The 14,170-nt window shown below is 40.4% G+C and carries 11 protein-coding genes and 1 tRNA gene; 8 read left to right on the top strand and 4 right to left on the bottom strand.

Annotated elements, in window-relative coordinates; all coding sequences use genetic code 11:
* The first annotated feature begins 1 nt into the window (after position 1).
* From Q0E08_RS07885 to Q0E08_RS07850, 8 genes are all read left to right on the top strand, one after another.
* A complete protein-coding gene (locus Q0E08_RS07885) occupies positions 2–268 on the top strand; it encodes a PqqD family protein (RefSeq protein ID WP_294778577.1) in 267 nt (88 codons plus the stop codon).
* A gap of 29 nt (positions 269–297) precedes the next feature.
* Positions 298–383: transfer RNA gene (locus Q0E08_RS07880), tRNA-Leu, on the top strand.
* 207 nt (positions 384–590) lie between these two features.
* On the top strand, positions 591–1,904 hold the full coding sequence (locus tag Q0E08_RS07875; protein WP_294778576.1) for a metallophosphoesterase: 1,314 nt from the start codon (positions 591–593) through the stop codon (positions 1,902–1,904).
* 31 nt (positions 1,905–1,935) lie between these two features.
* A complete protein-coding gene (locus tag Q0E08_RS07870; RefSeq protein WP_294778575.1) occupies positions 1,936–3,381 on the top strand; it encodes an MFS transporter in 1,446 nt (481 codons plus the stop codon).
* A 61-nt stretch (positions 3,382–3,442) separates the two neighbouring features.
* The gene (locus Q0E08_RS07865) at positions 3,443–5,377 is read left to right on the top strand and encodes a DUF5054 domain-containing protein (RefSeq protein ID WP_294778574.1); all 1,935 of its coding nucleotides are present in this window, start codon (positions 3,443–3,445) and stop codon (positions 5,375–5,377) included.
* Between the two features lie 150 nt (positions 5,378–5,527).
* A complete protein-coding gene (locus tag Q0E08_RS07860) occupies positions 5,528–6,859 on the top strand; it encodes an MATE family efflux transporter (protein ID WP_294778605.1) in 1,332 nt (443 codons plus the stop codon).
* Positions 6,860–6,908: 49 nt separating this feature from the next.
* On the top strand, positions 6,909–8,084 hold the full coding sequence (locus tag Q0E08_RS07855) for a glycosyltransferase 87 family protein (protein WP_294778573.1): 1,176 nt from the start codon (positions 6,909–6,911) through the stop codon (positions 8,082–8,084).
* Between the two features lie 123 nt (positions 8,085–8,207).
* Positions 8,208–9,542 (top strand): MATE family efflux transporter, encoded by a 1,335-nt coding sequence (locus tag Q0E08_RS07850; RefSeq protein WP_294778572.1) that lies wholly within the window; start codon positions 8,208–8,210, stop codon positions 9,540–9,542.
* Positions 9,543–9,589: 47 nt separating this feature from the next.
* Here Q0E08_RS07850 and Q0E08_RS07845 read toward each other — a convergent pair whose 3' ends face one another.
* Genes Q0E08_RS07845 through Q0E08_RS07830 form a run of 4 tightly spaced genes read right to left on the bottom strand, consistent with a single transcriptional unit; the run spans position 9,590 to position 14,125 of the window.
* Complete coding sequence (locus Q0E08_RS07845) at positions 9,590–10,270, bottom strand: hypothetical protein (RefSeq protein ID WP_294778571.1); 681 nt, start codon at positions 10,268–10,270, stop codon at positions 9,590–9,592.
* 21 nt (positions 10,271–10,291) lie between these two features.
* On the bottom strand, positions 10,292–10,951 hold the full coding sequence (locus tag Q0E08_RS07840; protein ID WP_177665425.1) for a redox-sensing transcriptional repressor Rex: 660 nt from the start codon (positions 10,949–10,951) through the stop codon (positions 10,292–10,294).
* Between the two features lie 27 nt (positions 10,952–10,978).
* Entirely contained in the window at positions 10,979–12,157 is a 1,179-nt protein-coding gene (locus Q0E08_RS07835; protein WP_290911919.1) for an isocitrate/isopropylmalate family dehydrogenase, read from the bottom strand.
* Positions 12,158–12,187: 30 nt separating this feature from the next.
* On the bottom strand, positions 12,188–14,125 hold the full coding sequence (locus Q0E08_RS07830) for an aconitate hydratase (protein ID WP_294778570.1): 1,938 nt from the start codon (positions 14,123–14,125) through the stop codon (positions 12,188–12,190).
* Positions 14,126–14,170 lie beyond the last annotated feature (45 nt).

Genomic DNA, 14,170 nt, shown 5'->3' with positions numbered 1-14,170 from the left:
TATGAAAATCAAAGACGGATTTGTTACAAGAAAAATCGGTGACAAAATCATTGCAATAACTGTCGGCGAGCACACAAAAGATTTTGACGGAATGATTACGCTCAACGAAACGGGTCACCTCATCTGGAAGTGCCTTGAAAAAGAAACCGACAAAGAAAGTATTGCAAACAAAATCATAAAAGAGTATGATATAAGCAAGACCGACGCAATGGCGGAAATTGACAAATTCATTACCGAACTTGACAAAAACGGCTTTTTGGAAAAATAAAAAACGCCCTGCTTTGCAGGGCAGAATACGCAGGAGTGGCGGAATGGCAGACGCGCCAGATTCAGGTTCTGGTGAATGCAAGTTCATGTGGGTTCAAGTCCCATCTCCTGCACCAAAAGAGAGTAATAGCCTTTAGGCTGTTGCTCTCTTTTATTGTTGGACTTGAACCTGAAATTTTGATTGTTCTTTGCAAAAGCCATTAAACATTGAAATTATATTAAAAATATGATATTTTAAATTTATCACACATTTGTAAATATAAAATGATATATACCAATAAAAATCAGTTGAAAATGTGATATTTTATATTAGGAATGATAAAATGGATAAATTCAGTTTTTACCTTGTAACCGATACACACTACTTTGACAACTCGTACAAACGAAGCGGTGAGGCATACGAAAGACGAAGCAGAACAGACCAAAAATGCGTTGCCGAAACTCCGGCGATTATAGACGCAGGGTTTGCACAACTTGCAAAGGACAAAGAAACCGATGTTATTTTGATACCGGGTGACCTCATATACAGAGGAGAATACCAAAGCCATGTGGGTTTTAGAGAACGACTTTACAAGCTGAAAGAACAAGGAAAGCGAATATATTTAATCACTGCAAGGCACGACTATGACAGCGGTGATTCCTTTGAATTTGAGGGCGACAAAATGATACCCGTTAAAGGTATGCCGAGAGAAGAACTGAGAGAATTCTACAAAGATTTCGGTTTTGACGAAGCAATATCCGAGCACAAAGAAACCATGTCGTATGTTATTCAGCTTACGGACGGAATAAGATTGCTTGCACTGAACTGTGACGGAGATTTAAAAGACTTTAAAGGAATATTTGACGACCAGCTTGAATGGGCACTGAATGAAGTTAAAAATGCCCACGACAGCGGCAACTACATATTTGCAATGACGCACTTTCCTCTTTTGCCGTTTTCGCCGATTATGAATTTAGTCGGTGACGCCCATTTAACAGATTGGAAAAAGGTTGCAACGGCACTTGCCGATGCAGGAGTTGACCTGATTTTTACGGGGCATATGCACGCTCAGTCCGTTACGGAATACAAAACCGAAAACGGCAACACAATAACGGATGTGCAAACGGGATGTTTTGTGGGTTGTCCGTGTGCGTACAGAAAAATTACATTTGAAGATAAAAACACCGTTGACATCAAATCGTACACCATAAACGATTTTGACTATGACAAAGGCGGCAGAACCGCACAGGAATACTTTAAATGGCGATTTGACAGAATGATTGAAGTAAAGATGCACGAAATTTTACCAAAGCCCGCAATGAAAGCGATTGACAAACTAACGGTTAAAAAAATCGGCAGATTGCTGTGGTTCAAGCCTGACAAAAGCGTTGAAAACAGGCTTGCAAAAGATGTGGGCATTGAATTGGTACGCAACATATTTATGGGTGACGAGCCTTATACAAAAGGCACGCCGATGTACGAAACGATGAGCAAAATGCTGAAGCGACTTCATCCGATAACACACATCATAGAGAAAAAAATGAAAGATAAAAATCCGATTTTAGCCGACCTTGACACATTTATTCTTTCTATGATAGGTGACGAAAACCAAAGAGACAGCAACGCCGTGCTGAAAATAAACAAAAATAATTATTAATGATATAATATTTAAAAAGGGGTAAATAATTATGTCTGAAGCACAAATCGGTACGATAAATTACAGTACCGACAAAAAGAATGTAAAAACATCGGAATTTATATGGTATTTGATTGCCGTATTCTTCTACACAAATATGACGGGCTTTGTGGGACAATACCGAAATGCTTTTCTTGTAGATGTTGTTCAAATCACAAATAAGCAATCTTCACTTTTCAGCGTAATAACAAGTATTGTACCGTATATACTCAACTTTTTTATAGTTATGTACATAGACGGCAGAAGAATAGGCAAAAACGGAAAATTCAGACCGCTTGTTATGCTGGCGGCTGTACCGATGGGCATTTTGCTGTTTTTAAGTTTTTGGGTACCTAAGGGACTTACCGGTGCGCTTTTGATGATTTATATCATCACGGTTGCAATATTGTGGAGTGTTATAAATACATTCGGCGGCACAATCAACAATGTTGCTGTTGTTATGACTCCGAACCTTAAAGAGCGTGATACGGTTATCTCGTTCAGAGGCATTGTATCGGCAGTAGGCAACTCGGCTTCGCTTGTAATAATAGTTGTGCTGAATCTTATTTGGAAAGACAATCAGGCACTTCAGTTCATTACCTGTGCGGCACTCAGCGGAGCAATCGGCATAATAACCATGCTCCTCGGTATGAAAATGACAAGAGAGCGTATCACATATGATAACGAAAAGAAAAATCCGCTTGAAGGTTTTGGCGATGTGCTGAAGAACAAGTACGCTTGGACAATTATCATATCCGAATTTTTAAAAAGCTTCAGAAGCATTGCAAACTATATGGGCGTTTTTCTTGCGGCGGCTCTTCTCGGTTCGTCAAGCAAATTCCTACTTTTCGGTTTGCCTACGGGTATAGGCACGGCTGTAGGTATGCTGTTAATCAACTTCTTGCTTAAAAAATTTGATTCACGCACACTTTACATTGCAAGCGGTATTTATTCGATTATTGCAAACACCTGTGCCTTCTTTATCGGATATACATATTTCAAGCAGGAAAAGAGCGGCGGTCCGCTTCAAATAGTATTTATTGTATTTTTATTCTTAATCGGCTTACAGTTTGGTGCGTCAAACCTTTTGCCGAGTATGTTCCAAGCAGATGTGCTTGAGGACATTGAACTTAAAACCGGCAAGCGTCTTGATTCATCGCTTCCGTTTGTTATCGGCATATTCACAATGATAAGCGGCACAATAGCAGGTGCGTTATCACCGCTGATTCTCTACGGTGACAACTCAATTTGCGGATATATTCAAGGCGTTGAGGACGGCACAATGCAATCACTCAAAACGAAGATTTGGATGCTGTTCTTCTACACGATTTTCCACGGAATAATGATGTTCCTTGCAGGTGTTCCGTTCTTCTTCTACAAGCTGACGGGTAAAACAAAGGAAGACATACACGAAGCACTTATTGAAAAGAGAAAGCAATATAACACAGAAGAAAATTAAAGACACAATATCTCTCATTATCAAACGATTGATGGGAGATATTTGTCGTATGGGAGAAAATATGAAAAAGGTTATTGTAGTTTCAAAAACACATCTTGATTTGGGATTTACCGACTTTGCGGAAAATATACGCAAAAAATATCTTGACGAATTTATACCTAATGCCATTAAAACAGCCGAAAGTGTAAATACCAAAGGCAAAAAATTTGTATGGACAACCGGCTCGTGGTTGCTTTGTGAAGAGCTGAAAAACGGCACAAAAGAAAATGCGGCGGCACTTACAAAGGCACTAAAAAGCGGTGACATTGTTGCACACGCCCTCCCCTTTACTTTGCATACCGAACTGCTCGACAAAGACAGTCTTGAATACGGGCTGGCGCTGATTGACACAATAGACGAAATACGAGGCAAAAAAACAATATCGGCAAAAATGACGGATGTACCGGGTCACACAAAAGCACTCATTCCGCTTCTTGCAAAAAGAGGAATTAAACTGCTCCACATCGGAGTTAACGGTGCGTCGGCAATGCCGAAAGTACCCGAATGTTTTTTGTGGAAGCAGGGTGAAAGTGAAATCGTTGTTATTTATTCGGGTGAATACGGCGGAGCATATAAAAACGAATATGTTGACGACATCTTATATTTTGACCACACACTTGACAATCACGGTTCCGGCGGAAATAATGCAGTACTTGCAAACATCAAAAAAAAACAGATGAAATATCCCGAATACGAAGTTATTGCAGGCTCACTTGATGACTATGCAGAAAAAATATGGAAAGTGCGAAACAAACTGCCTGTTATAACATCGGAAATCGGCGACACTTGGATTCACGGCAGCTCGGCAGACCCGTACAAATCGGGAGCACTACGCACGCTTATCGGACTGAAAAACAAATGGCTTGCTGACGGAAGCCTCAGCCGTAACGATGCGGAATACAAAAATCTTGCCGAAAATATCTTATGCCTTGCAGAACACACCTGCGGAATGGATGTAAAAATTGCACTCGGCGAATACAGTAATTACCTGAAACTTGATTTTGAAAATGCAAGACACGGCGAAAATTACAAAAAAATCGAAAAAAGCTGGGCAGAACAGCGTGAATACATAACAAAAGCAGTTTCTCTCTTATCGGACGCTCACAAAAAAGAAGCGGAAGCCTTGCTAAAAAAATTACACGGTAATGAATTGTTTGCTATGTTTAACGAACCGGGCAATGCAGAAGAAGAATACAAACTGAAAAACAGCTCGGTTGCGATTAATTCCTTTGGCGGAATAAAACATTTGACCATTAACGGAAAAGAGATAATCCGTGACAATCACGAGCCTTGCGTTACATATAATTCGTACGGCAGTGAAGATTATGATTATTGGTTTGAGCATTACAGCAGAAACTTAAAAGAGGTTGCTGATTGGGCAATTCCCGATTTCGGCAAACCGAACATTGACAAAATCAAGAACAAATACAGACAAGGCAGATTTGATTACACGCTTAACAGGCTGTCCGTCAACAAATCCGACAACGCAATCATCTTAATATCGGATTTAAAAATTGACGAGTACCTTTGCACCGATTTGGGTGCTCCCGAAACTTTTAGAATAAAATACACGCTTACCGAAAGCAAAATCGATATTGAAGTTATTTGGCAGGGCAAAAGTGCAAATCGTCTGCCGGAGAGCATTATGCTGCACTTTTACCCTAAAGGAGAAAACATCACATACACAAAAATCAGTGAGCAGATTAATCCGTTTGATATTGTCGAAAACGGAAGCCGAAATTTATCGGCAGTTGAAAATGTTAAAATTGACGGTGCAAAATTTGTCAATTACCACTCCCCTCTTGTTACTGTGGGAAAAGGAAAAATTTTGCATTTTGACAACAAATACGGCAATCTTTCAGACGGCTTGACATATATTCTTTATGACAATATTTGGGGGACAAACTTCCCTCTTTGGTACAGCGACAACGCTTATTTTAAATTTAAGATATGTTAAGCAAACTTCTTTGCTAAAATTACATTATTCTTATTGACACTAAAGCACAAGGTTACTATAATACAGTTGAAATAATAAGTAACGAAAGAAAGCGATTTTTTGCAGGAAGCAAAGAAAGAAAACAAAATTCATTCATCAAACACCCTCTTGATGACAGAGGGAAATATTTGGAAGTTGCTGATAGTGTTTTCCATTCCGTTGATACTCGGTAATCTGCTGCAACAGATGTACAACACGGCAGACTCGATTATAGTAGGCAACTTTGTAGGAAGCAACGGACTTGCGGCAGTAGGCTCGGGCACGGCACTCATCAACCTTATTATCGCATTCAGTCAAGGTGCGGCAGTCGGTGCCGGCGTTATAGTTTCGCAAAGTCTTGGTGCAAGAGATAAACAAAAAACAAAACTTGCAGTACATACGGCGATGTGCATTGCAATTATTCTCGGTGTAATTCTGTCGGCAATCGGCGTTATATTCAGCCGTGATTTACTCATTTGGATGAAAACGCCGAAAAGTGTGCTGAAAGATTCGGTACTTTATCTTCAAATCTACTGCGGCGGACTTATATTCAATGTAATATACAATATGGCTACGGGTATACTCAATGCCGCCGGCAACTCAAAACGACCGCTTATTTATCTTGCGATTGCATCTGTTACAAACATCATACTTGACCTTGTGTTCATAAAAGAACTCAAGTGGGGTGTAAAGGGAGCGGCAATAGCAACCGACATCAGTCAGGCGTTATCGTGTGTTCTTGCGGTGGGATATTTGCTGCGTGTTAATTCCGATTACAAATTGATTATAAAAGAACTGAAAATCCACGGCAACACGGCAAAGCAAATCATAAGAGTCGGACTGCCTACGGCAATACAGAATATGGTTATTTCATTTTCAAATGTATTGGTTCAGTCAAGCGTCAACTCCTACGGTGCAACGGCCATGGCAGGATATGCGGCATACCTAAAAATTGACGGCTTCAACATTTTGCCGGTACTCAGCATAAGCATGGCGGTTACAACATTTACGGGTCAAAATGTAGGTGCAAAAAAGCCGGACAGAGTAAAAAAAGGTATGTGGAACGCATTGATAATGGGTGTTATCTACACAATAATTATCGGCGTTGTACTTTTGCTTACCTCCCATACCGTACTTGGCTTATTCACAAAGGACAATGAGGTAATAACATACGGTCAGCTTGCAATGAAATATTTTTGCCCGTTTTACTTTTTACTCGGCATACTCAACATACTTGCAGGCACGGTCAGAGGTGCGGGCAAAGGCGTTCCTCCGATGCTTATTCTCCTGTTTTCAATGTGCATATTCAGAATATTGTGGATAAAGATTGCATTGCCGTTTTATTCAACGATAGACGGCGTGTTCATCCTCTACCCTATCTCGTGGCTTGTAGGTATGATACTGATGATAATTTACACAAAATTCGGCAAATGGATGCCTAAAAACATAAATAAGCAAAATTGACAAAATTTTGATAATACTGTAATATAAATATATTTAGGAGTGGAGAAATATGAAAAAGAAAATCAATCCGATAAATATATTTATAATTATTTCGGCAATATCGGTTATCATATCGTTTTTTACTTTTATTTTTGGCAAAGACACATTTACTGCCGTAAGTGCAACAGACGGATTTGAAAAATTGTTTAACGATTTTGTTTTTCATCTGTATTATTCAAAAGATTTAAGCATGGTATATACAAAATCAATACATGTATGCTTTCCGCCGCTTATTTATCTTTTTTATCACGCACTCAACCTAATGATGCCGCCGCAGGTCGGAAAAGATATCAACTTCAACGCAATGTACGATTTATGTGCAATATACCTGATTGTTGAATTTTTAATATTTGCCTTTGTTGTAAAAAGATTTTTAAAAAAGCAAAGCGACAAAAAAATGCTCCTTGCAGTAATATTGCTGACACTTTCGAGTTGCTTTGCATTCGGAGTAATTCAATGTGCAAACATTGCATTTTTTGTGGTTATACTGCTTCTGCTTGCGATTGACTTTAAAGAATCAAACAGCAAAATCAAGCAGGAACTTGCAATGATATTAATTGCAATTGCCGCTGCGATAAAGATTTATCCTGCCGTTTTCGGTCTGTTGTACATAGCCGAAAAGAAATATAAAGAAGCATTAAGACTTATTATATACGGAATTTTGTTTTTTGCCGTTCCGTTTGCATTTACCGGCGGGATTGACGGATTTAACGAATTTTTGAACAATCAAATCAGGGTGCAGGAAGTCTGGGGCGAATTGAGCCCTAACGGAATATATACAAACTTTCTTACTCTCGGTTGCGGCAAAAATCTGTCAAAGGCAATGATTTACATTTTCGGTGCAATATCATTCGTTTTATTTTTCGTATTCAGGGACAATCACAAAAGGCTGTTTATGCTTAGCTTTATTATGGTTATGTGCCCGATGTGGAGCGGAGCATATACTCCCGCATTTTTCGTTATTCCTTTTTTATATTTGATTAGCAAAACAGAATACATCAAAAGCAAGTTTGACTTTTTTTACATATTGCTTTATTCATTTTTATTTACAAGTTCTTGCTTTACATTCAAATTTTCCTCACAAAAAGTATTTGTAATTGCAATGCTGTTGCTTTTTACTGTAATTATTGATGAAATTATTTTTCTTAAAAAAAGCAAAGCGAAAAAAGCAATTGACAATCAATAAATTTATGATATAATATCTTCACGAAAACATGTAGTGGATTTTTCCTGATGAGTAATATCACCTTTTCGCCACACAGCAAATACGCTGTGTGGTTTATTTTATGTCTAAACAAAAGGAGAATATATGAAAAACGAAACCTTTATGAAAGAAAAAGCGGTGTTTCCGCTGATAATATCAATGTCGTTGCCGATGGTAATTTCAATGTGCGTAAACTCGCTTTACAATATTGTTGACAGCTACTTTGTTGCAAAAATCAGTGAGGACGCAATGACGGCTCTGTCGCTTATCTTCCCTGTTCAAAACTTCATCAATGCTGTTGTAATCGGTTTTGGCGTTGGGATAAACGCACTGATAGCCTTTTACCTCGGTGCAAAAGATATACCGAATGCAAATGATATTGCAAACCAAGGCTTTATCCTCTCGCTCATCCACGGTATTGTACTTACAATCGGCGGCATAGCAGTTATTCATCCGTTTTTAAAAACCTTTACATCAAGTGACGGCATAATAAAATTAGGCATTGAATATTGCAGTATTGTTTTTTTGTTTACTACAATAAACAGCCTGAACCTTTACTTTGAAAAGCTGTTTCAATCATTCGGCAATATGAAAATCACAATGATTGGGCTTGGAGTCGGTTGCGTAACAAACATTGTGCTTGACCCCATTATGATTTTCGGCTTGGGTTTTATGCCCAAAATGGGGATAAAAGGTGCGGCACTTGCAACAGGTATCGGTCAGCTTGTAACATTTGTAATTTACATAATATATTACCTTGCAAAGCCTACAAGCGTAAAGGTTGACAAGGCATACTTAAAACTGACGGGTAAAACAATCAAGTCACTTTATTCAATAGGCATCCCGGCTATACTCAATCTTGCGTTGCCGTCGCTTCTTATATCTTCGCTCAATGCGATTTTGGCTGCATTTTCGCAGGTTTATGTACTTGTTCTCGGAGTTTACTACAAATTGCAAACATTTCTTTACCTCACGGCAAACGGAATTGTCCAGGGTATGCGACCGATAATCGCTTACAATTACGGTGCAAAAGAATACAAAAGAGTTAAAAAAATCTACAACTATGTTCTCATTATGATTGCTATAATTATGGCAGTCGGAACAGTGCTGTGCCTTGTTATACCGAGCAACATAATATCGCTCTTTACAAGCAACGCCGAAACAATCAAGATAGGCGAAACGGCACTTCGCATCATCAGCGGAGGATTTATAGTATCATCGGTATCGGTTACCTCCTGCGGTGCACTGGAAGCACTCAACAAGGGTAAGGAATCGCTTGTTATATCTCTGTGCAGATATCTTGTAATCATAGTGCCGTGTGCATTTGTGCTGAGCAAGATAATCGGTGCAAACGGCGTGTGGAACGCATTTTGGATAACGGAAGCACTGACAGCGGTTATATCATTTGTTGTATACAAAAAATCAGTAAAGCTGAAATAATAAAAACCTTTCGGGTTACGAAATCCGAAAGGTTTTTGTTTTATGTTTTAGTCTTTATCGCAATATGCACCGTCGGGCTTGATGACGATTGCATACTTGCCGAAACGGTAGTAACCCAAAAGGTTAGAATATGTTTTGCTGACATCCGACACGGTAAAATCGTTTTTATCGATTTTTCTGACTCTGCGGTGTTCACAGCACACATAAACATAATCATCATCCGATGAAACAAAATGCGGATTTGGAAATGTATTTTGCTCTGCCGTGCCAACCCTGATGTCAACCTTGACACCGTCGGTAAAATATCGAATAACACAGTTTTCCTTTTGGCATACAGACCAAAAATATTCGCCGTCGAGTGCAATGCCGGAAACGGGTGAACCGTTGTAATCAAGCACTCCGTCCTTTACAAGTTCACCGTTTGAATCAAAAAGTCCGGTTTCGCCCGTAGGATAGATAACAAGCACCGACCTGTCGGGCATAACAGCCGCACTCGGGGTTACAAAATTGCCGAGTTTGTCTGCAATAATTTTTCTGTTTGTTCCGTATTTTTTAAGAAGATAAGCGTCCTTGGTGATAATTTCCTTTTCACCTGTAGAAAAATTGAGAATAAAATAATTAACTCCGTAGCCGACCGAATTAAGGTTTGGCTTTTTTTCTACCAAAATGACCTTATCATCCGAAAATTTAAGAACATCTATAATTTCTCTGTTACTTATTTTAATCAAAATCAGTCAATCCAATCTTTATTATTCGGCAGAAGAAATCTTTTCAAGTTCTTCCTTACTTGAGCTTGTGAGAAAGCTCAAAGTCATAAGGCTGTCGGTGAGATGAACATTCTCAACGAGCACTTCGGGATGAGCCATAGCAATATCGTAATTGCTGAAATTCCAAAAGCTCTTGATGCCAAGGCGACAAAGTGTGTCCGTAAGTTCCTTCATATCATTTGACGGAATACAAACAACGGCACAAACAGGCTGATTGTCTATACAAAAATTTTCCAAATAATTGATATGACGAACCGGAATACCCTGAATTATTTTGCCTGAAATTGCCTCGTTTTTATCAAATATGCCTACAAGTTTAAAGCCGGACTGTCTGGTGAAAATCTTTGAAGCGACAGCCTTGCCGAGGTTACCTGCACCAATCAATATTGTCTTAACCCCTGCGTCTACGCAAAGGATTTTGCCGATTTTGGCATAAAGTTCAGGCACATTATAGCCGTAGCCCTGCTGACCAAAGCCGCCGAAGCAGTTAAAATCATGGCGAATTTGCGAAGCTGTAAGTCCCATACGCTCGGCAAGTTCTTTTGAACTGATACGAACAATGCCGTTATCCTTTAAATTTTCCAAAAATCTATAATAGCGAGGTAATCGCTTAATAACAGAAATTGAAATTTCCTGTGCCATAATATAAACCTCTCTTTGACAAACCGATTACTCGGTCATATTTGTAATGGTTTCCATTACATAATCGCCAAACTCATCACAGGTGCAACCTGTATCTCTGCCGGTAATAACAAGCTTCTTTTCCTCAAACATACACTTGTCAAGAGCCGCTTCAAGAGCGTCTGCCTGCTTTTGGTAGCCGATGTGAGAAAGAAGCATAACTGTTGCACGAAGCATTGAGCAAGGATCGGCATATTGACCTCTGCCCTCTGTAATCATACGAGGAGCCGAGCCGTGAATAGCCTCAAACATTGCATACTTCTTGCCGATGTTTGCAGAACCTGCCGTACCTACGCCGCCCTGGAATTCGGCAGCCTCATCGGTGATAATATCACCGTAAAGGTTTGGAAGAACAAATACCTTAAAGTCTTTTCTTCTCTGTGGGTCGATAAGTTTAGCGGTGGTGATGTCAACATACCAATCATCGGTTACGATATCAGGATACTGCTCGCCGATTTTCTTTGCTGTGTTGAGGAACTTACCGTCGGTTGTTTTGATGATATTAGCCTTTGTGATGATTGAAACCTTGCCCTTGTGGTTACGCTCTGCATAATCGTAAGCAAGCTTTGCAATTCTGTCACAGCCTTCTTGAGTGGCAACGGTGAAGTCAACAGCCAAATCGTCGGTAATATTTACACCGTATGAGCCGACTGCATAGCCGCCCTCGGTGTTTTCTCTGAAGAATGTCCAGTCAATTCCCTCTTCCGGAACTTTAACGGGACGCATATTTGCAAAGAGGTCAAGTTCCTTACGCATTGCAACATTGGCACTTTCTACATTCGGCCATGGGTCGCCCTGACGAGGAGTTGTTGTAGGGCCTTTAAGAATAACATGGCATTGCTTAAGCTCTGCAAGAACATCATCGGGAATTGCCTGATTGTGAGCGGCACGATTTTCGATAGTCAAGCCGTCGATTACCTTAAACTCAATCTTACCCTTTTCAACCTCGTCCTTGAGCAAGAACTCAATAACTCTTTGGGATTCCTTTGTGATGATAGGGCCGATACCGTCACCGCCGCAAATACCGATAACGATTTTGTCAAGTGACTGATAATCTGTAAAGTCCTTATCTTCTTTTATCTTTTTTGCTCTTTCAAGCTGTTTTTCCATAAGTGCTCTGAATTGGTCACAAGCCGCATCAAGAGCCTTTTTTTCTTCTGCTTGCATAGTATGTAACTCCTTTTTGGGATTATTTTATTATTTATTCATTTCACGGGTGTAATCAAGAAGTCCGCCGCAAAGAAGCATTGCTCTTTGTCTGTCGGAAAGGTGTGAAGAATCAAGATTGTATTCCTCGCCCTTTGTGATGTTCTTGAGTACAACAGGCTTATTGTTTTCGATGCAGTCACGAATATTAACAAGTTCAAGTTCGTCCATTTGGTCTATTCTGTCGTAGTCAGCCTCATCGCTGAATGTAAACGGCAAAATACCTGCGTTTACAAGGTTTGCAACATGGATACGGGCAAAACTCTTTGTGATAACAGCCTTTACGCCGAGGTAAAGAGGTACAAGAGCGGCATGTTCACGAGATGAACCCTGACCGTAGTTTGCACCGCCGATGATAAAGCCTTTGCCCTCTGCCTTAATTCTTTCAGGGAATGTTTCGTCGCATACGCCGAAGCAATACTGTGAAAGATGAGGAATGTTTGAACGGTAAGGCAAAATCTTTGCACCTGCCGGCATAATATGGTCTGTTGTGATATTGTCGCCAACCTTAAGCACAGCCTTTGCAGTAATGTCTGCCGGAAGCGGCTCTGTCTTTGGGAACGGCTTGATATTTGGTCCGCGAAGAACCTCAACATCCTTTGCCTCCTCAGGTGAAGCAGGAGGAACAATCATATTATCATTAACAATAAAGTGCTCAGGCATAGAAATCTGCGGAGCGTCGCCGAGTTCTCTCGGGTCTGTAAGATAGCCTGTAAGAGCGGAAGCAGCGGCAACTTCAGGAGAAACAAGATAAATCTTGCCGTCCTTTGTGCCTGAACGACCCTCAAAGTTACGGTTGAAAGTACGGAGCGAAACACCGCCGCTGTTAGGGCTTTGACCCATACCGATACAAGGACCGCAAGCACTTTCAAGAATTCTTGCACCTGCACTGATCATATCGGAAAGTGCACCGTTGAGAGCAAGCATATTAAGAACCTGCTTTGAACCCGGAGCAATACAAAGTGAAACCGATGGGTCGATTGTTTTGCCTTTGAGGATTGATGCAACCTTCATCATATCAACATATGATGAGTTTGTGCAAGAACCGATAGCAACCTGGTCAACCTTAATCTTGCCGATTTCGTCAGTTGTTTTTACATTATCAGGCATATGAGGACAAGCCGCCATAGGAGTAAGTGAGCAAAGGTCGATATTGATAACTTCATCATAAACAGCGTCATCATCAGGAAGAAGCTCTACCCAATCGTTTTCTCTGCCCTGTGCTTTAAGGAAAGCGAGGGTGATTTCATCAGACGGGAAAATTGATGTTGTTGCGCCAAGCTCCGCACCCATATTTGTAATAGTTGCACGCTCAGGAACAGAAAGAGTTTTTACGCCCTCTCCGCCGTATTCGATAATCTTGCCAACGCCGCCTTTTACGCTCATAATACGGAGAACTTCAAGGATAACATCCTTTGCCGATACCCAAGGTTTGAGATAGCCTGTAAGATTAATTCTTGTCATTTTAGGCATAGGGATATAGTATGTACCGCCGCCCATGGCTACGGCAACATCAAGTCCGCCTGCACCCATTGCAAGCATACCGATACCGCCGCCTGTCGGAGTATGGCTGTCTGAACCGATAAGAGTCTTGCCCGGAATACCGAAGCGTTCAAGGTGTACTTGGTGGCAAATTCCGTTGCCCGGTCTTGAAAAATAAATGCCGTGCTTTTTGGTTACCGTTTGGATAAATCTATGGTCGTCCGCATTTTCAAATCCTGTTTGAAGTGTGTTGTGGTCGATATAAGCAACAGAACGCTCTGTTTTTACCCTGTCTACGCCCATAGCTTCAAATTCAAGATACGCCATAGTACCTGTTGCATCCTGTGTAAGAGTTTGGTCGATACGAAGTCCGATTTCCGTGCCGACTTTCATTTCGCCCTCTACAAGATGAGATTTAATAAGTTTTTGTGCTAAAGTAAGTCCCATTAGCAAGTCCTCCTAAACTTTACATATTCATTAACAAAGTTATTA

Source organism: uncultured Eubacterium sp. (assembly GCF_934561735.1).
GTDB lineage: Bacteria > Bacillota > Clostridia > Oscillospirales > Acutalibacteraceae > Eubacterium_R.
Note: the sequence above shows the minus strand (reverse complement) of the source record. Positions and strands in the feature narration are given on the sequence as shown.

What these genes read in the sequence shown, in the direction of transcription:
- Q0E08_RS07885 (WP_294778577.1), top strand. Translation starts at nt 2, where the DNA reads ATGAAAATCAAAGACGGATTTGTTACAAGAAAAATCGGTGACAAAATC.
- Q0E08_RS07875 (WP_294778576.1), top strand. Translation starts at nt 591, where the DNA reads ATGGATAAATTCAGTTTTTACCTTGTAACCGATACACACTACTTTGAC.
- Q0E08_RS07870 (WP_294778575.1), top strand. Translation starts at nt 1,936, where the DNA reads ATGTCTGAAGCACAAATCGGTACGATAAATTACAGTACCGACAAAAAG.
- Q0E08_RS07865 (WP_294778574.1), top strand. Translation starts at nt 3,443, where the DNA reads ATGAAAAAGGTTATTGTAGTTTCAAAAACACATCTTGATTTGGGATTT.
- Q0E08_RS07860 (WP_294778605.1), top strand. Translation starts at nt 5,528, where the DNA reads ATGACAGAGGGAAATATTTGGAAGTTGCTGATAGTGTTTTCCATTCCG.
- Q0E08_RS07855 (WP_294778573.1), top strand. Translation starts at nt 6,909, where the DNA reads ATGAAAAAGAAAATCAATCCGATAAATATATTTATAATTATTTCGGCA.
- Q0E08_RS07850 (WP_294778572.1), top strand. Translation starts at nt 8,208, where the DNA reads ATGAAAAACGAAACCTTTATGAAAGAAAAAGCGGTGTTTCCGCTGATA.
- Q0E08_RS07840 (WP_177665425.1), bottom strand. Translation starts at nt 10,951, where the DNA reads ATGGCACAGGAAATTTCAATTTCTGTTATTAAGCGATTACCTCGCTAT.
- Q0E08_RS07835 (WP_290911919.1), bottom strand. Translation starts at nt 12,157, where the DNA reads ATGCAAGCAGAAGAAAAAAAGGCTCTTGATGCGGCTTGTGACCAATTC.
- Q0E08_RS07830 (WP_294778570.1), bottom strand. Translation starts at nt 14,125, where the DNA reads ATGGGACTTACTTTAGCACAAAAACTTATTAAATCTCATCTTGTAGAG.